The 24,485-nt window shown below is 50.8% G+C and carries 20 protein-coding genes and 1 other annotated feature; of the genes, 14 read left to right on the forward strand and 6 right to left on the reverse strand.

Going from position 1 to position 24,485, the window contains the following annotated elements; translation table 11 throughout:
* The first annotated feature begins 11 nt into the window (after positions 1-11).
* The 6 genes from KNO70_RS02260 (at position 12) to KNO70_RS02285 (ending at position 5,084) form a co-directional block, all read left to right on the forward strand.
* Positions 12-239: a hypothetical protein gene (locus KNO70_RS02260; protein WP_214811048.1), complete on the forward strand. Its 228-nt coding sequence runs from the start codon at positions 12-14 to the stop codon at positions 237-239.
* A 232-nt stretch (positions 240-471) separates the two neighbouring features.
* Complete coding sequence (locus tag KNO70_RS02265; RefSeq protein ID WP_214811049.1) at positions 472-1,482, forward strand: siderophore ABC transporter substrate-binding protein; 1,011 nt, start codon at positions 472-474, stop codon at positions 1,480-1,482.
* Positions 1,483-1,491: 9 nt separating this feature from the next.
* Positions 1,492-2,493, forward strand: a complete 1,002-nt coding sequence (locus KNO70_RS02270; RefSeq protein ID WP_214811051.1) for an ABC transporter permease — start codon at positions 1,492-1,494, stop codon at positions 2,491-2,493.
* Entirely contained in the window at positions 2,493-3,551 is a 1,059-nt protein-coding gene (locus KNO70_RS02275; protein ID WP_214811059.1) for an iron chelate uptake ABC transporter family permease subunit, read from the forward strand. Before KNO70_RS02270 ends, KNO70_RS02275 begins: the two co-directional genes overlap by 1 nt.
* Positions 3,548-4,300 carry an iron ABC transporter ATP-binding protein gene (locus tag KNO70_RS02280; RefSeq protein ID WP_214730299.1) on the forward strand — a complete coding sequence of 251 codons (753 nt, stop codon included), beginning with the start codon at positions 3,548-3,550 and terminating at the stop codon, positions 4,298-4,300. The genes KNO70_RS02275 and KNO70_RS02280 overlap by 4 nt, the downstream gene beginning before the upstream one ends.
* Before the next feature lie 88 nt (positions 4,301-4,388).
* Positions 4,389-5,084, forward strand: a complete 696-nt coding sequence (locus tag KNO70_RS02285; protein ID WP_214730300.1) for a ferredoxin reductase domain-containing protein — start codon at positions 4,389-4,391, stop codon at positions 5,082-5,084.
* Positions 5,085-5,087: 3 nt separating this feature from the next.
* Here KNO70_RS02285 and KNO70_RS02290 read toward each other — a convergent pair whose 3' ends face one another.
* Both KNO70_RS02290 and trpE read right to left on the reverse strand, forming a co-directional pair.
* The gene (locus tag KNO70_RS02290; protein ID WP_214811061.1) at positions 5,088-5,663 is read right to left on the reverse strand and encodes an anthranilate synthase component II; all 576 of its coding nucleotides are present in this window, start codon (positions 5,661-5,663) and stop codon (positions 5,088-5,090) included.
* Positions 5,660-6,991, reverse strand: a complete 1,332-nt coding sequence (trpE, locus tag KNO70_RS02295) for an anthranilate synthase component I (protein WP_214811063.1) — start codon at positions 6,989-6,991, stop codon at positions 5,660-5,662. The genes KNO70_RS02290 and trpE overlap by 4 nt, the downstream gene beginning before the upstream one ends.
* A 44-nt stretch (positions 6,992-7,035) precedes the next feature.
* Here trpE and KNO70_RS02300 point away from each other — a divergent pair, with 44 nt between their 5' ends.
* Entirely contained in the window at positions 7,036-7,614 is a 579-nt protein-coding gene (locus tag KNO70_RS02300; RefSeq protein ID WP_214734402.1) for a DUF3885 domain-containing protein, read from the forward strand.
* Positions 7,611-7,842 (reverse strand) — a binding site (T-box leader). (Overlaps the previous gene by 4 nt.)
* Positions 7,843-7,891: 49 nt before the next feature.
* Here KNO70_RS02300 and KNO70_RS02305 read toward each other — a convergent pair.
* Genes KNO70_RS02305 through KNO70_RS02315 form a run of 3 tightly spaced genes read right to left on the reverse strand, consistent with a single transcriptional unit; the run spans position 7,892 to position 10,713 of the window.
* A complete protein-coding gene (locus KNO70_RS02305) occupies positions 7,892-8,158 on the reverse strand; it encodes a hypothetical protein (protein ID WP_214734401.1) in 267 nt (88 codons plus the stop codon).
* Positions 8,159-8,193: 35 nt separating this feature from the next.
* On the reverse strand, positions 8,194-8,478 hold the full coding sequence (locus tag KNO70_RS02310) for a hypothetical protein (RefSeq protein WP_214734400.1): 285 nt from the start codon (positions 8,476-8,478) through the stop codon (positions 8,194-8,196).
* Between the two features lie 12 nt (positions 8,479-8,490).
* Positions 8,491-10,713, reverse strand: a complete 2,223-nt coding sequence (locus KNO70_RS02315) for a C40 family peptidase (RefSeq protein WP_214811065.1) — start codon at positions 10,711-10,713, stop codon at positions 8,491-8,493.
* A 172-nt stretch (positions 10,714-10,885) separates the two neighbouring features.
* Between KNO70_RS02315 and KNO70_RS02320 the strand changes: the two genes are divergently transcribed.
* From KNO70_RS02320 to KNO70_RS02335, 4 genes are all read left to right on the forward strand, one after another.
* Positions 10,886-11,260 carry a nuclear transport factor 2 family protein gene (locus tag KNO70_RS02320; RefSeq protein WP_251030060.1) on the forward strand — a complete coding sequence of 125 codons (375 nt, stop codon included), beginning with the start codon at positions 10,886-10,888 and terminating at the stop codon, positions 11,258-11,260.
* Between the two features lie 168 nt (positions 11,261-11,428).
* Positions 11,429-12,739, forward strand: coding sequence for an Ig-like domain-containing protein (locus KNO70_RS02325; protein ID WP_214811068.1), 1,311 nt, complete (start codon positions 11,429-11,431; stop codon positions 12,737-12,739).
* Between the two features lie 51 nt (positions 12,740-12,790).
* Complete coding sequence (locus KNO70_RS02330; RefSeq protein ID WP_214811071.1) at positions 12,791-13,234, forward strand: hypothetical protein; 444 nt, start codon at positions 12,791-12,793, stop codon at positions 13,232-13,234.
* A gap of 108 nt (positions 13,235-13,342) precedes the next feature.
* Complete coding sequence (locus KNO70_RS02335) at positions 13,343-16,030, forward strand: S8 family peptidase (protein ID WP_214811074.1); 2,688 nt, start codon at positions 13,343-13,345, stop codon at positions 16,028-16,030.
* Between the two features lie 106 nt (positions 16,031-16,136).
* On the opposite strand, the gene KNO70_RS02340 is transcribed toward KNO70_RS02335, so the two are convergent.
* On the reverse strand, positions 16,137-17,264 hold the full coding sequence (locus KNO70_RS02340) for an SH3 domain-containing protein (RefSeq protein ID WP_214811078.1): 1,128 nt from the start codon (positions 17,262-17,264) through the stop codon (positions 16,137-16,139).
* 743 nt (positions 17,265-18,007) lie between these two features.
* Here KNO70_RS02340 and KNO70_RS02345 point away from each other — a divergent pair.
* The 3 genes from KNO70_RS02345 (at position 18,008) to KNO70_RS02355 (ending at position 24,418) form a co-directional block, all read left to right on the forward strand.
* Positions 18,008-20,653 (forward strand): hypothetical protein, encoded by a 2,646-nt coding sequence (locus KNO70_RS02345; protein WP_214811080.1) that lies wholly within the window; start codon positions 18,008-18,010, stop codon positions 20,651-20,653.
* Positions 20,654-20,846: 193 nt separating this feature from the next.
* The gene (locus KNO70_RS02350) at positions 20,847-21,284 is read left to right on the forward strand and encodes a JAB domain-containing protein (protein ID WP_214811082.1); all 438 of its coding nucleotides are present in this window, start codon (positions 20,847-20,849) and stop codon (positions 21,282-21,284) included.
* Between the two features lie 125 nt (positions 21,285-21,409).
* Complete coding sequence (locus tag KNO70_RS02355; protein WP_214811084.1) at positions 21,410-24,418, forward strand: UvrD-helicase domain-containing protein; 3,009 nt, start codon at positions 21,410-21,412, stop codon at positions 24,416-24,418.
* The last annotated feature ends 67 nt before the right edge of the window (positions 24,419-24,485 follow it).

Here is a 24,485-nt window from a genome sequence, read left to right on the forward strand (position 1 = left end):
ATCTCGGAGGCATGAGTGAAATGACTGAGAACGAGAAAAAATTACCTTTTGTGGCTCAAGTAGTCCCATTCTTGATTGGTTGTCTGATTTTTGGACCAATTGGATGGGTTATCCTATTGTTTATTTGGAGACGCTTAGAACGAGATGAACGAATCATCTATTTGATCGTATCAATCTTTTTCACGTTACTTGAAGCTCTCGATTATTTTACGGATGGCATCATCTATTACTTCGTTTGAGAAAGTGGACCTCCACTTTCTTTTTTTGTGCGTGCATCTATAGAAAGAAAAATTTTCCTATCCGAATCTTGTCAAATTGGCATTGCGTATCCTTTTTTTGTTTGTTATGCTACTTGATGAAAACGACAATGATAATCATTATCACTGATAACGAGAATGCGAGAATAGACATACATAACCAACGTGGCTCGTTTTTTGGTGCGAGGATCATTGAAACTTACATACAGAGGAGATGGATGAAGTGGGGAAATTCAAGATTTCACTCATGTTGACGTTGCTCGTCTTCGTACTCGCCGCATGTGGCGGAACGAGTGAGACGAAGAAAGAAGAAAACGTCGACGGCGCAACAAAGACAGAGACGGTCGAAATTACAGACGCACATGGCACAATCGAGGTACCGGTCAACCCGGAGAAGGTCGTCGCCCTGGATAACCGGACGTTTGAAACATTGGCAGCATGGGACATCGACTTGGTGGCGGCACCGATCGGACTCCTTCCAGCGGAATCGCCATACGCATCAGACAAAGACATCGCGGACGTCGGCATGCACTTCGAGCCGAACTTAGAGGCGATTGCAGGAGTTGACCCGGACGTCGTCATCGTCGGTCAACGTTTCGCAGATTACTACGAGGACATTAAAAAGTTGGTACCGGAAGCAGCGGTCATCGACTTGAACATCGAAATCCCAGAAGATTCAGGCACACCGGGTGAGATTTTAGTCAAAGGATTGACTGACACGACGCTCACACTCGGAAAAATCTTTGACAAAAACACAGAAGCCGAAGCAATCGTCGCGGACCTCGACAAGTCGATTGAAGACGCGAAAGCGGCATACAACGGAAAAGATACAATCATGTCGGTCATCGTATCGGGCGGAGACATCGGGTTCTCAGCACCGGTAACGGGACGCGTGTTCGGACCGATGTACGACATCTTCGGATGGGTCCCAGCCCTTGAAGTCGAGAAGACGACAGGTGACCATGAAGGTGACGAAGTATCCGTCGAAGCCATTGCGGAAAGCAACCCAGACTGGTTGTTCGTTCTCGACCGTGACGCACCACTCGGTGACGCAGAAGGCGCAGTACCAGCAGAAGACGTGATCGACAACGCACCGGCACTTCAAAAGACGACGGCTGTGTCGAAAGAGCAAATCGTCTATGCCCCGAAAGACACGTACTTGAACGAATCGATTCAAACGTACGCGGAATTCTTTAACAGTGTCACAGAAGCGCTTGCGAAGTAAGGTTCCGTCATGCAAAAACCATTGACAGCCAGGGTTGAGACGATGTCTCAGCCCTCCTTTTCTAGATTGTGGACGAAGTCGTTCGTGTTCACCGTGATCATCGTCCTCGGTTTGGCGGTGCTGTCGCTCTTTACCGGGGTGTACGATCTGTCACGGACAGACGGCTTCGATATGTTTTGGATCACCCGTGTCCCAAGGACGGTCGCCCTCATGCTGACGGGTGCGGCAATGGCGATGGCGGGGCTCGTCATGCAGCTCATCACGCAAAACCGGCTCGTCGAACCGACGACGACGGGGACGCTCGAATGGGCGGGACTCGGTCTGCTCACCGTTTATTTACTCGTACCGGCACCGAGCCTCATGATGCGAATGACCGGGGCGATCGTCTTCTCGTTCATCGGGACGATGGTCTTCTTCTGGTTTTTACGTTCGGTCAAACTTCGTTCATCGCTCATCGTGCCGATCATCGGGCTCATGTTAGGGGCGGTCATCTCCGCCATCTCGACGTTCCTCGGTCTGTTCTTCCGGGCAAGTCAGGCAATCGAGGACTGGTTCGTCGGTTCGTTCGCCTCGGTGCAAATCGGGCGCTACGAATATCTATGGGTCATCATCGTCGTGACGGTGCTCATCTTCTTACTGGCGAATCGCTTGACGCTCGCCGGGCTCGGGGAAGACATCGCGACGAGTCTCGGCGTGAACTATAACCAGCTCATGATGATGGCGACGGGGCTCATCGCCTTATCGGTCGGTGTCGTGGCGACGGTCATCGGGAATTTACCGTTCCTTGGACTCATCGTCCCGAACCTCGTCTCGATGTTCCGCGGGGATGATTTGCGCAGCAACTTGCCATGGGTCTGTCTTGTCGGGATGGGTGCGATTCTCGTCAGTGACTTGATCTCGCGGACGATCATCATGCCGTTCGAACTCCCGGTCTCGCTTATTCTCGGCACGGTCGGGGCAATCGTCTTCATCATGATCTTGATGCGACAACGGAAGAAGGGAGGGGTTTGATGAGTACGGTCATGGAACGAGACGGTGTCGACGTATCAATCGGGGAATTGAGAGAAGAACGTCATGCTTCAGCGTTTCAATCGAAACGGGCGAGCAGGCGCTATTGGCTCTTCTTAAGTGCCTTCATTCTCGGCGGACTGTTGTGCGCGCTCGGGCTTCTCCTTTATAACAATCCGGTCCCGATGGACTCTCCGTCATTCGTGCCGGTTGTGGAACGGCGAATCGTCGCCATCGTCACGATGTTGATTGCGGCACTCTGTCAAAGTCTTGCGACGGTCGCATTCCACTCCGTGACGAACAACCGTATCATCACGCCATCGCTCCTTGGATTCGACGCGCTCTATTCGACGATTCAGACGAGCATGGTCTTCTTCTTCGGGGCCGGGGCGTTGATCGGCTTCTCGGGGACAAGCGCCTTCTTGACACAGGTCGGCCTCATGGTGACGATGAGTCTCCTCCTTTACGGATGGCTCTTGTCAGGGAAATACGCCAACCTGCAGCTCATGCTGCTCATCGGGATCATCATCGGGACGGGTCTCAACTCGGTGTCGTCGTTCATGCGCCGTATGCTCGCCCCGTCCGAGTTCGATATCCTGCAGGCGCGGCTGTTCGGTTCGGTGACGAATGCCGACGTGGCGTACTTTCCCATCGTAATCCCAATCGTCGTCATCGCTGGGACAATCTTGTTCCTGTTCTCGAATCGCTTGAATATCGTCGCACTCGGTAAGGACGTCGCGACGACGTTCGGGATGAACCATCGGAGGAGTGTCATCTACACGCTCGTCCTGATCTCACTCCTCATGTCCGTCTCGACGGCGCTCATCGGGCCGCTCACGTTCTTCGGATTCTTAGTCGCGACGCTCAGCTATCAGGTCGCCTCGACGTATGACCATAAGTACGTCTTTCCGATGGCGTTCGCCCTAGGGTTCTTCGTCCTGACGAGCGCATATTTCTTTATGTATCACATATTCCAGACGCCAAGTGTCGTCTCCGTCATCATCGAACTGTTCGGCGGACTCATCTTCTTGGCCGTCATTCTAAGGAAGAGGTCGCTATGATTCAAATCGAACAAGTCAAAAAATCGTATACAGACGACGTCCAGATTGGACCGCTCACGCTCGACATCCCGAAAGCCGGGTTCACCTCACTCATTGGGCCGAACGGGGCGGGCAAATCGACGACGCTCATGATGATCGGACGGTTGCTCAACTTAGACGAGGGGCAGATCCAAGTCGCCGGCATGGACGTGTCGAGCACGAAGTCGAAAGACTTGGCGAAAATTATCACCATCCTGCGCCAAGAGAATCACTTCGTGACAAGGCTCACGGTCCGACAACTCGCCGGGTTCGGGCGTTTCCCGTACTCGAAAGGACGTCTCACAAAAGAGGACGAGGCCATCATCTCGAAATATATCGACTTCCTCGATTTGACCGCGCTCGAGAACCGCTATCTCGACGAGCTATCAGGGGGACAACGGCAGCGTGCCTATGTGGCGATGGTGCTCTGTCAGGAGACGGAATACGTCCTCCTCGATGAGCCGCTTAACAACTTAGACATCGCCCGTTCGGTACAGATGATGGAGTATTTACGCCACGTCGCCGACGAGTTCGGACGGACGATCGTCACGGTGCTCCACGACATCAACTTCGCGGCGAAATATTCGGACCGCATCTGTGCGATGAAAGACGGACAGATCGCTGCGTTCGGAACGGTGAATGAGATCATGGACGCAAAGATCTTATCCGAAATTTTTGAGACGAAACTGGAAATCATCGAAGGGCCATATGGGCCGATTGCGGTGTACTGAGTCATTAGAAATTGAATCGTTGTACAACAGTAACTTTAAACCGCAGTATTATCAATACTTCAGTTACATCAAACTAAGGAGGATTCACATGAAAATTGACTGGACACCGATCACCAAAGTCGTGGCCGAGGCACCGGATACATACACGTTCCATCTCGCCTTGCCACCTGAGTTCACGTGGCAGGAAGGGGCGCACACGCACCTCGCGCTCGAAGGGTTCAACGCCGGGGACAAGCCGGACCGGAGCCTCGTCCGCCATATGTCGATCTCGACATTGCCGAACGAAGGGGCGATCGGCATCACGACCCGCATCAAATCCGAATGCTCGACGTTCAAATCAATTCTTCGCGACATGGTACCGGGGGACAAGGTCGCCTTGTTCAAGACACATTCGAACGTCCCACTCGAACGGAGCGGGAAGAATGTCTACCTCTTATCGGCAGGTGTCGGACTCGCGACATTCCGTCCAGTCGTCCTCGAGTACTTGGCGAACGGGGAAGGTGTCCCGCACCTCCATTCGTTAAACGTCGATTCGTCGAAGGCGTATCTGTTCGGTGACGTCTTCGAATCGAACGAGCACTTCACGTCAGAGTTCGTCCCGAGTCGGAAAGACTACTACGAGCGCCTGGAGATGATGGCATCCGACAAGGACGCCTTGTTCTACATCGTCGGCAGTGACGAGCTGTTGCGTGAAACGATCCACGTGCTCCGGACGAACGGGGTGGCATGTAACAACATCAAGATCGACAAACATGATTTTCAGCGAGAAGACTTTTTAGGCTGATACTCAAATCGGGGACACGTGCCCCGGTTTTTTCGTGCACAGTTGGACAAAGCGCTCGAAGATGCCACGTCCGTCCGGTGTCCCAATCGACTCGGGGTGGAACTGGACACCGTACGTCGGATGCGTCGGGTGCTCGAGTGCCATGATGACACCGTCTGTCGTCTCGGCCGTGACCGTCAGTTCGGTCTCTTGTACGACGAGCGAGTGATAGCGCATGACGTCCATCGACAATCCTTCGAAAAGGACGCCTGGCACCGTATTGATCCGTGAGACTTTCCCATGCATCACCTCGTTCGCCCGACCGACAATCCCGCCGAACGCCTCAGCGATGACCTGGTGACCGAGACAGACCCCGAGAATCGGGATGTACCCGGACAGTTGTCGCACGACCGCGAGCGAGACACCGGCGTCTTGTGGACCACCGGGACCGGGAGAAAGGAGGATGCCACTAGGGTTCATGCGACGGATTTCTTCTATAGTATGTTCGTCGTTCCGGATGACGCAGACGTCACTGAAGCGGGCGACGTCCTGATAGACGTTATACGTGAACGAATCGTAGTTGTCGATGAGGAGAATCATGCGAACACCTCCAAAAGGGATTTGGCTTTATGCAGCGTTTCTTCATATTCTGATACGGGATCTGAGTCATAGACGATGCCGGCGCCTGCTTGGACATGGGCCGTGTCACCTTGGACGACCATCGTCCGGATGGCGAGGGCGAAGTCGAATCCGCCGCGGACGTCGAGATAGCCGACCGCCCCGGCGTAGACTTCCCGTTTCACCGTCTCAAGCTCGTCGATCAACTGCATCGCCCGAATCTTTGGAGCCCCGGAGACGGTACCTGCCGGAAGACAGGCACGGAGCGCATCGATTGGGGTCACATCGTCACGTAAATCCCCTTCGACTTCGGAGACGAGATGCATCACGTTTTTGAATCGTTCGAGCTCGATGTGTTTCGGGATGGTGACCGTGCCGACTTTCGCGACCCGCCCGATATCGTTCCGTCCAAGGTCGAGGAGCATCCGATGCTCGGCGAGTTCCTTCTCGTCTTGAAGGAGTGACGCCGCGTGACGCATGTCTTCCTCGACGGTCTTCCCACGAGGGCGTGTCCCGGCAATCGGGTTCGTCGTCACTTTGCCGTTCTCGACCCGGACGAGACTTTCAGGAGAAGCACCGAGGACAATCGCTTCCCCGAGGTCGATGTAGAACAAGTACGGGCTCGGGTTTTGTTTCCGCAGCGTCCGGTAAAAGTGGAACGGGTCCCCGGTGAACGTCGCGTCGATTCGTTGCGACAAGACGAGCTGGAACACCTCGCCCGCAAGGATCGCCTCTTTCGCCTGGAGCACACGGTCGATGAATTCGTCCTTCGGCGTCAAGATGCGCTCGCTCGTCCGGACGACCGGTTCGAGGGCGTGCGTCTCCGGAGTCTCGAGCTGTTCCTGGATGGACTCGAGTCGCATCGTCGCATCCGTCTCGCTCGTATCGATCAAGATGGCCTGTTCCTCGAGGTGGTCGTATAAGACGACCGTCTCATAGCGCTGGAAGAGGGCGTCCGGCAAATCACGCATCACGGTCGGCGTGTTCGGGATTGGTTCATATACGCGAAGCAAGTCGTAGCCGATATAGCCGACGGCACCGCCGATGAATGGGTAGGGGGCAGTGAAGTCGTCACGGGTGATGCGTTTTGACAGGGCATGGAGCGGGTCGTCCGCATAGACCGTCCCCGTTGCATCTGTCACGTCGTTCCCATCGACTCGGATCGTCTCGACCGGGTTCGCCGCGATGATGGAGTAGCGACCGTGCTTGCCCTCCGCGCGACTCTCGAGTAATACCTTTCGCTCACCTTGCAGTCGGTGGAAGATTGCCACCGGTGTGAGTTCGTCACCATTGATGATCCGTTGTTGCATTGAAAAAACCTCCTTATAATGGATAGTAGAAAGGGGATATGCCGATGTCAGTCTTACGACCTGACCAATTTTCAGGTGAAGCGTTGACCGAGCACATCGAACTCGAGGACACGCTGTCACCTTACGTTGATATCAAATCCGATGAATTGAATCTTGAATATTTTGAGGCAGTCGTCCGTCGTGCCCAGCATTTGTTTGATGCGTTGTTCGAAGAGGGCGACCCCATTCGGATCGTTTGGCATGTATATGGACAGCCTGTCAAACCGACCCGTCTGTTCCGTTACATCCGGGACAAATCGGTGCGCTTCAAGACGACCGCCACATTGTGCATGTTCGATGACGAACCGTTATGGATGTTCACCGTGCCGGTAGCGGACAAGTCCGCAATCCGTGTGCGACCGCTCCTCGAGGCGATTTGTTCTCAAGATTTTTATACGAAATCGAAACCGCGTTTGAACGGAGCATTCACAACGTACCCGTTCGTTCAGTTCATCCACGAACGAGAAGGGCACGTCTTGTTCGTATACGATGACCGCGGTGCGTATATCCGTGGAACGTCACCAGCCCACCTCCAATCGCTCAAACAAAAAATCTCCCCGTCCCGCATGTCCAATCGGACATGAAGGACGAGGAGATTCCCCGTGTTGCCACCTTCGTTGAAAGACGCCTTGTCTTCCCACTCATCGCGAACCATCATTCGCTGTCCCCGATAACGGGAGGACCCGTCAGAGCCTACATGTCGGTCTGAACGCTCAAAAGCCCATTCACGCAAGGCACGACACCGGTTCGCATCGATCACCGGCTTTCTGAAGACGTCCCTTCGCGCTACTCTTCTTTCTCATCGCGAGTTCGTATGAATGTTATGGTTACTTTAACGGGATAAAGATGTATTGTCAAGCATCATTTGATTGAAGCGTGCTCCATCTGACGTTTTCCGATGAACGTGAACGTGATCCCCAATGCCAGGAGGGGAAGGAGCCACCACTTCGTAAAGAAGAAGAGGGTGCCCCGATACATGAACCACTCCATGCCCAAGTAGGCAATCAGGGTGACCAAGGGAGCGATAGACAAGCGCTTCAAGTGCAATGCGATGGCGACCCCTAGTCCAATCGTCAACGTTGGGACAATCACGAGTTGCCAAAGATATGGGTCAATATAGTGAAACATGGAGAGTCCTCCTTATAAAGATGAATCAAGACACATCAGATAGATTTCTTTGTTTTCAACAATCCGACGAAGATGAACGAGAACAAGAGCGAAATCAGCGGGAAGATGATATTCCACGAACTGAGATGGCTGATATCGAACGGACTGTGGTCATAATAGACGGCAAAGTACGTCAATTCGATGATGGCGTTCAACAAAAACGTCACCACAGGGCCGACCCAAATTCGTTTCATGATCATGGCGACCACGACACCACCGCCGATGGTGAGGACCGGGACGATCACGAGCTGCCATAGGAACGGGTCGATATAGTCAAACATGGAGCATCCCCCTTATAACGATTTGTACCCTAAGAAGTACGGGCGCCACATCGGGTCATGGATCGAGTTGATTTGAAGCATCTCGCCCCCGGCATGGATGAAAAACTCGTCATCGAGCATGATGCCGATGTGCGATGGACCGGATTTATACGTGCCGGCGAAGAAGACGATGTCCCCACGACGACCACTCGTGATCCCTGTCCGTTTGTTCTTGAAGTGTCCGCTATACCAATAGCCCGACACGTTCGTGCGCCCACCGATCTTCCCGGCTTGGTTCGTCGCATAATGGATGAGACCGGAACAGTCGAACCCACCGTTCAGCGGTGACTGCGAGCCCCACGTGTACGGTGTCCCGAGATGTTTCACGGCAGCGTTGATCAGACGCTCTTTTTGTGAGTTGTCCCGTTTCTTCAACAAGGCATCCTGCTTGATGCGGATGTCTTTCGTCTTGACGTAAACGGGGCGCCAGTCGTACTGGATGAGATACGAGTCGCCACTCTTCCCACGTGGGTAGATGCGACGACCGGCATCGAGATACCCGATCGGACGAGTGTCGTTCGGATTGGCGTAGAACGGCGTCTTCTTCGTCGTCCCGTAGTGGGCGGCCGTATAGACGCTCGCCGGTTGGATTGCCTTCGGTTTCGTCTCGGCGATATACGGGTTCAACACATACACGCGTTTCCCGGAGGGAAGACGGACGTGCCAGAAGTCGGCATCGATCGAGCGGAGCCCGACGAGTTTCGTTCCGCGTGGCAATGTACCGGCCGGACGACCATACGCGACGTCAGCCGAGAAATAAGGCGTCCCGTTGAACTGCGTATAGAAGACCGTTCCTACCTTCGGCTTCGCGGTCGGTTTCGAGACAGCGAGGTAGCCCGTCGCCACATAGCGATACGTCCCGTTCAGACGGATGCGCGTGTAGTACCCACTCGTCCCGAACGTTTCGACGACTTGCCCACGTTTCAAGGAACCGACTTGTTTCACGACAGACGTCGAGGCGTACACTTCGACCTCGTTATAACGAGAGTAGCGCATGCCCGTCGATTCGAAGCGAGGCGGTTTTTTCGTACTCGTCACGCTCGTCGGGATGAAGTAGTAGTTCCCTTGCGTGAAGATGCGGGTATAGTTGCCCTCCGTCCCGTAAATGGTGACGAGTTGTCCGCGCTTCAGGCTGAGGGACGTCTTCGACGACAGGACCGTCCGTGCGTAGACCGGCGTGTTTTTCGTGATGTACCGTTGTCCTGTTTTGAGCGGTGCCGGTTTTGTCGTGCCGAGCGATTTCGTCTCGACGAATAGGAACTGGCCGCGCGTATAGATGCGCGTGAAGTCGCCGTCCGTTCCGTAAATGGTGACGAGCTGACTTCGTTTCAGCGACCCGACGACTTGTTTCTTGTCCGTGTCCTGATAGATGTTGATCGCGGCGAGCGCATAGCGGCTGCCTGTCTTCGTGTAGCGCGGCATCTTGTCTGCGAGCACGTCGCGTTTCATATAGACGTAGGCGCCGTCCTTGAAGAGGCGGGTAGTGTCGCCGATGGTGCCATAGACGCTCGTCTGTTCACCGCGGACGAGGGAGCCGATGATCTTGCCGGACGCATCGGTGTAAGGCGATGTCGTCAAGACGAACTGGGTGCCCGTCTTGATCGGACGAGTGCTCGTCGCGTCAAGGGAGACATAGCCGAAGCCATCCGCCGTCTCGATACGAAGCATCGAACCGATCACTAAACCGTCAATCGTCTGCCCGGCTTCGAGTTCGGCGATTGTGTCCCCGTCTGGAGCGGACAAGACGACCGCACCTGCTTTCGCGTAACGGGTCACGGCTTCCGGCATCGTCTCGCCGAGGGCGTCACGGGCGACATACGTCCCGTCCGTCGTGAGGAGAAGGTCGCCTTCGAGGTCAAAGACGTCGACGGCTGTCCCGATTGGGAGGGTTGCGACGGGGTTACCGGAAGCGTCGAGCGCATCCGTTTCTGTCTGGGTGTAACGTGTGACGGCATAGCGGACGTCGTCATTTCGAACGAATCCGTTCTGTGTATCGACCGTGACGGACGTATGGGTCTCGGTCACGTCCTGAATGTTGACACGCTTCGGCTCATTCGTGACGAGCAGGATGCTGGATTCCTCCGGGTCGGCATAGAGCGTCGTGCCGGCAGGGAGCATGGCGTCGGACCCGACCGCCTGTGCGGTGAGAGTCAAATAAAAAGTAAAGAGAACAAGCAAACTGAAGATTCGTTTCAAGCGTTCCACCTCGATTCATGAAATTTACATTTTTTAGTATATACATAGTGGAGATGAAAAAGGTTGCTTATTTCGATAAAAGGGAAATGATTGAAGGAATCTGTGATCAGCATTCCACTCGTTCGTTTTCGACCATCTGTGCTATGATAAACGGGGAAAGGAAGGGACAACGATGGAGACACTCAACATGAAACAACTTTCTGACGACCGGTCGGCCCATCAGGTGGCCGGCGATCTCGACGCGATGCGGGCGCTCATGCACGACTCGTTCCGATATGTCGATTCGAGCGGGCGTCAGTTCGATAAAGAGACGTTCTTAGACCAGTTCGTCGACCCGACAGCGATTCAATGGATCGCACAGGACACGGTCACGTTCGATGAGACGGTACGCGGCGACCTCGCCGTCGTCCAACTTTTGTTAGAAGAAAAATTTATCCTCGGCACGAACGGCTACGAAGGCCGGTTCTGGATGCTTCATCTTTATGTGAAAGAAGATGGCGTCTGGTTATGGCAAGGCGGACAGGCGACGATGATCAACGAAGGTTAAGCCTTCAGGCACTCCAAACAGTGGGGTGCCTTTTTTATTAAATGAAGGAAATGCGAAATTGAAAAATATATGCCTATTTTAGAAAAATTATGTACCCTTTTGAAAAAGGACAGATTATAATAATTTTGTAAACGATTGTCATTATTCTTGAGGGGGACCCTACTTATTATGAAGCAACCGAAATATGCAGCACTTTTCTTAGCGACCACACTCGCATTCGGAGGTATCGCGCCTTCGACAATCGTCAACGCAGAGACGTCGGAAGACGTGACTGCTCCTGATGCACCTGTATTATCGGCACCACTCCACACATCGACATCACTCACGATCACAGGTGAAGTGGCTGCGAAAGCGGAGATCTTGATCAACGGCAAGACATACGTCCGTACCATCTTAGAAGGTGGCGAGGCCGTCTTCAAGATGTCACCACAATCGGTCGGCAAGGTCATCGACGTCCGTCTCGTCGACGCGAGCGGGAACATCAGTGAGACGACACGCGCCATCGTCGCAGAAGACCCAGAAGCACGTCCGGACGCACCGGTCATCAAACCGTTGACAGAGACGTCACGTGAAGTGCGCGTCGTCGGGGAGCCGGGACAATATGTCGAGCTCTCAATCGGCAGCAGCACGTATAAAGGGAAGTTCGATGCGAACGGCCTCTACCGTCGTGGCATCGCGCCACAACCGGCCTACTCATGGCTTTCAGCGAAGACGATCACGACGAAAGGCGCGACGAGCGACGTCTCGAAACGTAGCGTCTACAAAGACCGCATCGCACCGAGAACGGCGACATTGACTCAATCCGTGACGGCGGCATCCTATGGCGTCTTCGGTAAAGCCGAGCCATATGCGACGGCTATCGTCAAGATCGGTACGAAGTCATATACGGCACCGGTCATGTCGACCGGGAAGTTCATCGTGAAGATCCCGCGTCAAGCGATGGGGCAGAAGATGTCACTCGTCATCCGTGATGGTGCCGGAAATGTCAGCCAACCAAAGGCGATTACGGTACAGCACGCGCTCTACAACAACTTCCACCGTGTCTACTTTGAAGGGATGAAGGTGACGGTTCATAAAGAAGTCTTCTACGCAGATGCGACGACGAAATATGCGGACACGTTCGTGCCACTCTTCTTCGGACATCCGTCGAAGTCAGACCTCGGGTTCCTTCTCAGCAGCTACACAGAGGACGGATCGGTCGCTGGATTTGAGAAGTTGACGCTCCGCGTCGGTCGCGCGACGTATTCGCAAAACATCGACGAGTACGATGTCTACTATGACGAGTTCGATGACGGCTCGGTCGAAGAGTCATACTTGTTCGAACCAGATGCGAAACTCATCAGCTTCGTCGACAAGTACGTCCGTCCGGAAAACCGGATCACGGTCATCGTCCAAGGAGTGGACTACGACCTCGAGTTCAATCTATCGGGTGCAGAGAAACGCGCATTCATCCAATCGCTTCAATACGCAGGATACTAATTCCTTAGGACCGGTGGAGACACCGGTCTTTTTGGTGAACGGAGTTGCAACATGAAAGACAAGCGAGATCTCATCTATTCGCTCAAACCACTGCCGGTGACCCCGATCTCCTCAAGTCGATTCCTCTGGTGGATGAAAGCATTTCTTCTATTATTACTCCTCGCTTGGTGCATGACGATGCTGAACGTCGTGAGTGAGAACTCGACGGAGCGTTATATGAAAAACGAGTACGGTGTCGAGGAAATCTATTTCATGGAGGAAGAGCGCTTCTATTATGTGATCGATCGCCAGTTCAAATTCGAGCGGTTCTCGAGCGCGACCGAAGACCACGGGTACTTCCGGATCGAGCAGATCGACTACACGGACCGATACGGCAATAAGGTCGACTTTCGCTTCATCAAAGTCGCCGGGATCTTCTTTGACCGGACCAATCATGAGGCCAATTACCGTGTGCTCGAGCGAAAGAAATCAAGTGAGCGACCATTCGACGAGTGAGTCGACATCTTGTCGAAACATTTTTGTTACATTTTTGAAACATAAACCGATAAGTATCGTAGAACGATGTGGGGCACATGCTCCAAAACAAACGAAAGAGGGGAAAACATGAAAGCACGATTCAAGCAGTTCGTGGCGATGGTGACGGTTCTCGTCCTCGTCCTTTCGTTCCTGCCACCAGCACTCGCTGACAGCGGAAACGGGATGACCAATGCCACATTACTCACTCCGGGGGAAGCGGTCGAATTCACGACCGGCACGGACCCGGTCAACACGTATTGGTTCAAGATGGAACGAGAGACGTCCGCGATGACACATATGGAAGTCACGTTCGAATCTTCGAAGCTCGCGAACATCAGCGTCTATCCGAGCGCCGACATGGCGGCGAAGGATGAGACGTTCGACCGTTACCGCGCGAGCGCGACGAAGGAAGAGGAAGAACAGACGGCCAAGATCGAATTCCCGTTCGCATGGGAAGGTCCATACTACATCAAGGTCGAGTATATGCCGATGGATCTCGGAGAAGAAATTCCAGGCGAAGAGATTCCAGGGGATGTGCTCCCGGTCGACGGGGAAGAGCCGACAGACCCAGGCATGCCGGATCTCGCGTCAGACATCAAGCTCGTCGTCAACCCGGTCAAACTCCCGGTCAAATACGAGCAGGTCGGCGGCGACATGTGTGCCGTCGAATCGATCGTCCAACCGGCACCGGAACGTGACTCGATGCTCAAGCTCATCCGTCGCGTCCAAAGTGAAGTACTCGGCACGTCACAGGAAGGTCGCGACTTGTCGGCCCTTTACTACCGTGCCTCACCGTATATCGTCAAGGCGATCACGTTTGACGGCGAGAAGCGCAAAGCTGCCCTCACCGACTTGAAGACGCTCCGTCCGTTGTTGACGGCACTCGTCGACAAGAAGGCGTATACGCTCAAAACCCAGGACGCGGCGGCGATCAACCGTCTCCACGCCTTGGTCGACGCAAGTGTACCGGCTGCGCTACAAGGTGAAATCGGCGAAATCGCGACAGCGCTCGAGATGGATTCGCTCGCCGGGACTCCGGTGACGGACCTCTTCGGCAAAATCGGGATGACGATTCAAACGGACGGCAGTGACGCACCGCGTTACATCGTCAAATACAAATCGTCACCAAGCACATCGATCGGCAAGATGAACGCGATGAGCGACGTCTCGGCCGAGCGCATCGCCATCGGGAAACCGTCTGATTACTTCGCGCTCGTCGATGTGGAAGAAGCATCGACGAAGATGCAGGCACAGGCGAAATCGACGCTCGAGTCGGACCGTAACGTCGAGTATATCGAGCCGGTCCAGACGTATCAGTCGTTCGCGACCGATGTCAGCCTCGACTACCAATGGGCGATTAACCAGAAATCGGTCCTCGAGCCGTTCGCGAATGCAGGGATCGGCCTCGACAAATATGAGGCGTTGAACTTGCCGAAACGCTCGATCAAAGTGGCCGTCCTCGACACAGGGGTCGACCATCGTCTCCTTGACCTAAAAGGCAAGGTCGATGTCGCCAACGCGAAGAACTTCGTCGACCCGAACGGGGAAGGCGACGCGATTGATGACCACGGTCACGGGACACATGTCGCCGGCGTCATCGGTGCGACACGTGACAACGGCGTCTCGATGCGCGGGATCGTCCCGAACGTCTCGATTCTGCCGGTGAAAGTGCTCGATGCGGGCGGTTCTGGGGACACGGACCAAATCGCACTCGGGATCAAGTATGCGGTCGACGCAGGGGCGAAAGTCATCAACATGAGCCTTGGCGGCAACGAGAGCCGTACGCTCGGTTACATGTTGAAGTATGCGTATGACCGTGGCGTCGTCATCGTGGCGGCGACAGGGAACGATGCGCAGTCACGCGTGTCGTACCCGGCATCATCGAAATACACGATCTCGGTCGGCGCGACAAACGCCTTCGGGATCGTCTCGGATTACTCGAACTACGGAATCGGGGTCGACGTCGTCGCACCGGGCTCGAAAGTAGCGAGTCTCGTACCGGACGGGAACGTCGTCTATATGGACGGGACGAGCATGGCGACGCCACACGTCGCTGCAGCCGTCGCGCTCCTCAAGTCGTATCACCCAGATCTTTCGGTCGAAGAGGTCCGGACGCTCTTGCAACGGACGGCGGACCCGATTGCCTTCTCGGGTGGGGACGCACCGTACGACCCACGCATGAGTGACGGGTTCGAGTATGTATTAGAAGAATTGGGCATGACGCTCCCGGCGTACTACAACCCGGTGAGCGGATTCGGGAAGGCGAACGTCTACCGCGCCGAGTCGATGCTCAAATTGAACGCCTCTGGCGCGAAAGCACAGGACAACTCGTCGACGTTCAAGGCGAAAGTCGCGTCGGGGACGACAGTCCGTGTGTATAAAGGAGAGAAGTTGATCGGACGAGGCACGTCGAAACAGACGATGGCGGCCTTCTCGATTCAACCGCAAAAAGCAGGAGCGGTCCTTCGCGTCGTCTATACGAACGGGAAGTATGAGACGAGCGAACGCGTCGTCGTGAAAGCCGGCGCACGTCCAGGGCAACCGACGGTGAACACGCTCCGTTCTGGCGCGAAGTCGGTCACGGGTCGCGGCGAAGCCGGGATGCGTGTCGTCGTCCGCAACAGCAAGTATCAACTGTTGGGACGCGGAACGGTCCTCCCGAACGGCACGTTCTCTGTGAAGACACGTGCGCTCAAGAAAGGCGAGACGATCAACGTCCACATCGAGGACTTGAAAGGTCGCCCAGGCAAGATGAGCAAGACGATTGTACGATAAGGGAATTCAATAGAAGAGACGGGTATGCCGAGGGATCGGGATACCCGTTTTTTGATGGGTCGGGGGAGGAAGGCAAAACAAAAAGGGAGCAGGACTCCCTTAAACGTTAATAGGCAATCTTGTGACCGGTTTGCGTGTACGAGATGTAAATGTTGTTGGCATTTGTGTAGTCGACATCTTTTTTGTCATATGCTTTGTATGAAGACCCCATCCAACCTTCATCCACACTAAAGAGTAGTGCCGCATGTGTAACTCCATCTCCAATAATGACGTTATCGATACCTGCCAAATCGTATACCAATGATTTGACTTGTTCACTTGAATCGCAGTCATTTTTACCTATGAACAAGACGTCATACGCAGATTTGAGGTTTTTATCTCCAACCACATCTGTTGATTTATATTTAGAATGCACATACCTTAAAAAGTTATCTGTACGGTACATCTTTTCATACGTTTTGAGTGACATACTGCCGTCGAAATAGGGCTCTAACGCCTGCTCTGCCATCAATAAATCAACATTATCAGGTCTACGGAAATTAGGGTCATTTCTATCTTCAGTACCCCTCTCGCCATTCAATACACGTTGGATGTGAGCGCTAAACCCAAACTCAGCCGAATCATACTTCGCATCAAACTCCGCCTTCACTCGTTTGTAGACCGCATCGTACTCTGCCTGCGTATCGACCCCATACGTGTGACTACCATAAACCGTCCGAGTGATCCGATTGTTTGAATACGGCGCACGGAGATAAGAGGTAGGCAACCATCCTGTCTTCCCACCGACTCGGACACGGGACCACTTGCCGTACTCCCCGGTCTTGACGACGCGACTCCAGGATCGCACTGTCGTGACCTGTTTCCCCTTCGTCGACCACGTCGCGTACAAATCCGTCGTTCGGTCCACGAGATATTCCGTCGAAATCAATGACGGCATGAGCGTGGCTGACGGCACCCATCCCGTTCTTCCTTTATACGTGATCTTCGTCCAACCTCCGGACGTCGCGTTTTGATAGACGGTCGTACCGAACGTGAGCGGGAGGATGACCTTCGCTTTCTTCGACCGAGAGGCGTACACTTTCGTATACTCTGTGGTCACCCGTTCAGCCGTCCCGGTCGTCGATGCTGATTTGGCTTGAACAGTTAGATTGATTGTGGGAACGAACTCGGTCGGTGAGAGGACGAGGCATCCGATCAATCCGAACGAGATGGATGCTTTCAGTAGTTGTCGCATAGTGGAATCTCCTTTAAATCTTCGTTGATTTCAGTATAGGACAATCCCTTCCTAGACATCCGTCCCCTTTCAGACGAAAAGGGAATCGATTTTTCAGTTTCTCATGACAGAATCGGTGAGTAAGGAATCATGCCAGATTGTAAATCAAGGTTAGGCAAATAGTCCTCACGACCATGAATCTTCCGGACCAATCACCGATTCGTGTATAGTTGGAATAAAGGATGATATTTTGGATATGTTTGGTTTTGTGAAAGAGGTCAATGATTTTATGAGTTGGAAATATCGTTGGTGAAGATTGGTCTTGTAAATTCGATAATGTAAAATAAATGTTATAGGTAATTAATGGTATAAAAATGGTTTTCAACGAGTATTTTAGCTTAAATCGCATGAAATCAACAAAAATCGACTTGTTTCGACATTTCCAAAATAGGTAAACCTAAAAATGAATTAAACTAAAATCTCCAAAATTCAAAAACGTTACCATTTTTGCGAAAAAAAACGCTTGTGTCGCTTGGAAGGGTTATGTATATTATGGATGTAAGGTTTTCCAAGAACAGTCTTGGTAAATTGTTCAAGATGATTCTTGCAAAGACTTCTACCGGGGGAGAACGCCCGGTCTAAAGAAGAGTCGGTTACATAATCATTAGTACTTTATTCATTGTTATGGATACATGACTCCGAACGAGATCGGTTGGGCAAGGACGGTAGAAAAACCTATCTACCTAAGGGAGGATTTACATCAGATGGCTAAGAAGAAACAATTCGTTACTGCAGCGGCAGCGTTCGCAGTAGCAGCATCAGCAGTAGCGCCTGCAATCACGGCAGACGCAGCATCAACAACGGTCCGTCTTTCATCGGACTACGTACGTGGGGGAGACCTCAACGCAGCACTTGACAAAGAATACAAGGGCAGCGAGATCCACTGGTACAAATCTTCAATCGACATGAACAAACTTGGTGTATTCCAAACAGCGAAAGGTTTCGTTAAAGGAAAAGGCATCAAAGTTGAGAAGAAACTCCGCGTCTTAAACTACGCACAAGAAATCAAACCTGAATCTGAATTCGTATTCGAGCAAGGCGTTCCTGTTTCAGGAATCCGCGTTCAACCAGTTCTCTTCGCAGACGGCGTTGTATACAACAAGCCACTCTTCGTTGCTGGATTCAGCACTGAGAAAGTTGGAGAGTTCGAAGGAACACTCACTTACTCAAACAAAGCTTACGGTTCTGTAACAAAAACTGTTAAGTACAAAGTAGTTGCTACGAAAGTAGAACTTTCTGAAGTGAAGAGCGAAGTTATGGACGACGTTCTTTCAGTAACTGCTGACGTGAAAAACCTCAAAGACGGCGAAAAAGTTGAACTCGTTGTGTACGCTAACCGCGACATGAACGCAGCTCTTCCAGCTGTTGAAGCAGAAGTTAAAGACGGTAAACTTTCAGTTAAGTCTGCTAAGCTTCCTGCAGGTAACCACTCATTCATCCTCCGTTCAGGCGAAGTAAAAACTGAAGCAATGAACTTTGTTGTTGAAGCGCCAATGGTTAAAGAAGTTAAGGCGATTAACGCTAAGAAAGTTGTTGTTGAGTTCAACAAAGAAATGAACGAAACTTCAGCTGAAGCAACTGGTTCTTATGACTTTGTTGGCTTGACTGCTGGTACAACTTGGACACCTGAATTGCAAGCAGATGGTAAAACTGTCGTTCTTACATTGAACAACGCTATCGCTGCTGACTCTACATTCGTTGCAATCGTGAACGAGGTTTCAACTAAGGCAGACGTTAACAAGAAAACTGAGAAATTCACTAAAACTATCAACTTCAGCGATACAGTTAAGCCTACATTCACAGGTGTTACTTACCCTGAAGCAGGTACTGCGGTTCTTAACTTCTCTGAAGACTTGAGCACTAAAGGTACAGTTGCAGTTTATGATGGATCTACAGATGTTACTTCTTCTTTGACAGTAACTCATGCTGCAAACTCATCTAAAGTATCAATCTCTGGTCTTACAACAGACAAGGAGTACAAAGTTGTAGTTGTAGGAGCTAAAGATCAGTCTTCAAACTTGATTCCTGCACCTATTGAAGTATATGTTAAATCTTCAATCAGTGAACAAGTTAAGCCAATGATTGAATCAGTTTCTTCAGTAGACACAACTACTTTGAAAGTCAAATTTAGCGAGAAGTTGAAGCAGATTACTGCAGGTGTTTACGCAAATATCTCAATCAACGGAACTGCTGTTACTGGTGAGACTCAAACATTCGATGCTGAAACTAACACGTTGACAGTAACGAAAACAGGACTCACTACTCAAGGTGTTCAATCAGTTTCAATCGCTGGTTACAAAGATCTTTCAAATAACACTGGTGACACACTTACTAAAGCTGTAGCATTTGCACCAAGTGCGCCTGTGTTAGAGAAAACTGAAGTCGTTAAAGATGCAACTGATACTTACGTTCAATTGACATTTAACGAAACACCTAACTTGGCTGCTATTCGAGGTGAAGATATTACTGGAACTTACACGACTCCAGAAAACGTATTGAAAACATTTGGTACTGCTGCATTAGATGAAGCTACTGACATTACATTAGTCGGTAACACATTGAAAATTAAAGTTACTGGCAATGAAGCTGGTAAATACAAATTAACAATTCCTGCTGCTGGTATTTCAGATGGCACTACTGCTAGAACTGAAAACCAAGTGATCGAGTTCACTTTGGCAGCTTCAGCTGACACAGCTAAACCGGCTGTCAACAACGTGTATCTTCCAGGTGAAAATGCTGCTGCTGTTGGTCAAGGTACTGTAGCACGTAACGTTGTTTATGTTAAATACTCTAAAAACATGGATTCTTCAGCTGTAAATGCTGATAACTACATGGTTGATGGTCAACGTTTATTCGACTCAGCAGTATTTGTTGGCGATAAGACTTTAGTTAAACTTACTCTTAAAGAATCTGGAGTAACTTTAAGTGGAGATCGTTCATTCCAAATCACTACTGCTGTTAAAGGTGAAAACGGAGTTGCAATTAATTCATTCAGCAACACTGAACCTTTCGTTGAGAACGTTAAACCAGTATTAAGCTCTGGTATTGTAGTCGATGGAACGAACATTGACGTAACATTTACTGAAGCAGTGGTAGATGCACAATTAGTTGGTGCTGGTGTAGGAAACGATTTTGAGGTTTATATCGATGGAGTTAAGAGCACTCTTGCTTCAGTAGGAACTGGAGCGACTGCTAACGATTCTAAACTTCGTTTGGTTCTTGCTACTGGTATCACTCCAGCTCAACTTTCTGGAAGCACGATTACTGTTAAAGTACTTGATACTACTGACGGTACAGACTCTAACTTAAACCCATTGACTAAAGGCACAGTAATTACACTTGCTAAGTAAGTTGATGTAATTTAAAAATTCTTTAATCGAAAGAGGTCAATCGTTTGAAATAGCGATTGGCCTCTTTTATGTATTTTTAAAGTATTTATTGATTAACAAGATATAGTTCTATTTTGAAATATATATTATTTCTTTGATACACCCTGACCACCGCGGCTCAGGGTGCTTTTTTATGTCCAAAGGAGGAGAAACGATGAAACCGAATCAATCAGCAAAGCGTGTCGATATCGTCAGCATCAAACTCGTCGAAGAAGGGAGCGTCCGCTATAAGGGACGGACCATCCACCGACCGGATGACGGCTACACACTCATGAAAGAGTTCTTAGATGGGCTCGACTGGGAGCATTTCCTCGTCGTCAGCCTCGACACGAAGAATCAGCCCGTCTCCGTCAACGTCTGTCATATCGGGAGTCTGAACGCGAGCCTCGTCCATCCGAGAGAGGTGTTGAAGGTCGCGATCTTATCGAACGCGGCCTTCGTGATGGTCGGACATGATCATCCAAGCGGAAACACGGAACCGTCACGGGAGGACATCGAGGTGACGAAACGTCTGAAAGAGGCGTGTGAATTGATGGGCATCCATCTACTCGATCATCTGATCATCGATGATGAGACGAATCGCTCACTTTGAGATTGAGTAGCTATGAGCTCGCAGTAAAAAATAGATTCATCATTTGCCGAGAATCATGTTCGTTAGGATGAGCTTTTGATAAACTGAAAGGGGATTGAAAATATTGTAAATGGTATGGTGATGATATGGGATGGATCCAATCAGTACGTCGATTCTTTATGATACAACGTGTCTTACCGCAATTGAAGCGGGACGTGAATGTTTTACAAATCGGCTTGGACAATTTGAAGGAGCAGATCGTAGCGTGGGAATCTTCTAAGTCGCTCATTTCGCCAAAAGAAGTGATGCAGGAGAAGGATCGCTTTTATCATGTTTATGAACAAAGTGAGCGAGGATTCTTACTAGACGAAACTATGCATACCAAGCTGAAACATGGGGACGGTTCGCTCCCATCTTCAGTCGTTTCGCTGAATACGGCGTATGCGAGTATATCAGGCGAATTGTTAAACGTCTGGCACGAACTCGATGAACGAGTCGAGCGCATTAACAAACAACTCCGTACTTATTATGAACAGATGGAGTCTTTTCATCGAGACGTCGAAGTGGCGCGGCGTCATTATATCGGGAATTCATTACGTAAACGACTTCTCGACGATTATCGAGGTGCATATGACTTCTTTAAGGAGAATCCCGTTCCGGAAGCGATTTCGTTCATACAACTTTATCGTGGCCTTGATCGACAGGTGGAAAACTGGAATGAAACGTATGTGACCGAAGAGTTGAAGCGCACCCAATCCTTCTTTGACTCAATTGACGGGAAGTCGCTCGATGGCCAACAACGACGTGCGGTCATCGTCAATGAGGATGCGAACCTCGTCGTCGCCGGTGCCGGTTCGGGGAAGACGTTGACGATCGCTGCCAAAGTGAAATATTTGGTTGAACGAAAACAAGTACAGCCTCATGAAATCTTACTAATCTCGTTCACTAAAAAGTCAGCCGAAGAGATGAAGGAGCGAATCTGCGAACGGCTTCATATTCCCGTGGAGGTCAAGACGTTTCATGGGCTCGGGATGGGGATCATTGCCGAAGGTCGAAAACAAAAACCTCAAGTCGAGGACGAATTGAAAAAAGTTATCCGTGATTATTGTATGCATCAGTTCTATGAACATCCGCATCGTATGAAAGAACTGATCGACTTCTTCGGTTACTATTTCTACATTCCAAAAGGGATTGAAGAGTTTGAGACGGCCGGGGAATATCACGACTACAATAAGCATGTGGATTTAGAACCGCTACGCAGTAAAGTATGGAAATCCCTCACAGCTGCTGAGATGATTGCCACACAACAAAGACAGAAGATCACGATTCAAGAAGAGAAGGTCAAGAGTCTCGAAGAGGTCATGATTGCGAACTTCTTATTCTTGAACGGCATCGAATATGAATATGAGAAGAACTACCCTTATCAGACAGCGACTCGGTATCATCGTCAGTATCAACCGGACTTTTATCTGCCAGAATATGATTTGTACTTAGAACACTTTGGAATCAACCGGAACAATCGCGCCCCTTGGCTCAGTCCAATCGAGGAACAGAAGTATCTCGACGGTATGGAATGGAAACGACAGCTGCATCGTGAACACGGGACGAAGCTGATGGAGACGTATTCATATTACCGGCAAGAAGGGAATTTGTTAGATCAACTACGGTTGAAATTATTGAAGCAAGGTGTCGTCTTCCGGGAAGTGGACCTGAAAGTAGTATTCGAAAAATTATATCGTACGAAACAAAAGAGTCATTTCAACGACTTCGTCGATTTTGTGTCGAGCTTTCTTCAATTGTTCAAATCGAATCATTATACGGAGTCTCAATTTGATATCTTCACACAGAGTTTGAACAAGAAGGACTTGTTTCATTATCAACGAGCACTCCTCTTCTTCCGTCTCGTCAAACCGATGTACCGAATGTATGAGGAACATTTGCGACGAACGAACAAAATTGACTTCAATGACATGATCAACGAAGCAACCTCGATTGTTTCGTCCGATGCCGTCCACTTGTCGTACAAATATATCATCATCGATGAGTACCAGGATATCTCCGTCAGTCGCTATCGTCTGATTGAAGCGATCCGGAAGAAGACGGGATCAACCGTCATGTGCGTGGGAGATGACTGGCAGTCCATCTATCGGTTTGCGGGGTCTGATTTGAGTCTGTTTACCGATTTTGAACATTATTTCGGGAAGAGTGCTTTATTAAAAATTGAGAACACGTATCGAAACTCGCAACAATTGATCGATATCGCTGGTCGATTCGTGATGAAGAACAAGCGTCAAATCCGAAAGAATCTCTCTTCGGGAAAACGACTTACCACACCTGTTCGCGTGATGGGGATCAAGGGGAAGAACGACTTTGAAATCGCTTTATGTAGAGCGCTTGATCAAATCGTTCAATCACATGGTCCGGAGTCGGATGTACTGCTCGTCGGACGGAACAACTTTGACATCAAGTCAATTGAGGGAAGCGCTTCGTTTCGAGTGAAGCATTTGAAAGATGAAGTGCAAGTGACCGACCGGACGCATCCGAATCTTCGTATCTCCTTTTTGACGGCTCACCGTTCAAAGGGACTTGAGGCAGAGAACGTGATCTTGATCAATACGGCAAACAGTAAGAATGGTTTCCCGAATAAGATTATGGATGACCCGCTATTGTCATTCGTCCTTCAAAAACAAGAAGAGTTGGAGTTTGGGGAAGAACGTCGTTTGTTCTATGTGGCGTTGACACGGACGAAACATACAACGTATGTGCTGACGCCGGATGACCGCATGTCGACGTTTGTCCAAGAGTTGATCAAAGAACAGCAAGTCCCGTATGAAATGGGAATCGAGGAAGGTAAGAGCATCCGGGATAACCCGAAATGCCCTCGTTGTCTGGATGGTCACTTGGTCATTCGTGAACAAGCAAATCGAAAGTCGACGTTTGTCGGTTGCAGTCACTACCCGGGCTGCGACTATACGGCGAATCATCCGAGCATCATTCATGATCCGATTGTTTGTCCCTCATGCAGAGGATATCTTGTGCTGCGGGACGGGAAGAATGGTAAGTTTTATGGCTGTTTAAACTTCCCGCTCTGTAAACATACAATGGAACGAGAAGATGTGGAGCAGATGAGGCTGGTTGGGAAGAGAGTGAAATGAAGAAATGGAATCGCCGATGGCGGTTCTTTTCTTTTGGAGTAAAAGAGGAGGAGGGCGTGACGAATCT

Origin of the sequence: Exiguobacterium sp. s181, assembly GCF_018617125.1 — a bacterium.
GTDB classification, from domain to species: domain Bacteria; phylum Bacillota; class Bacilli; order Exiguobacteriales; family Exiguobacteriaceae; genus Exiguobacterium; species Exiguobacterium profundum.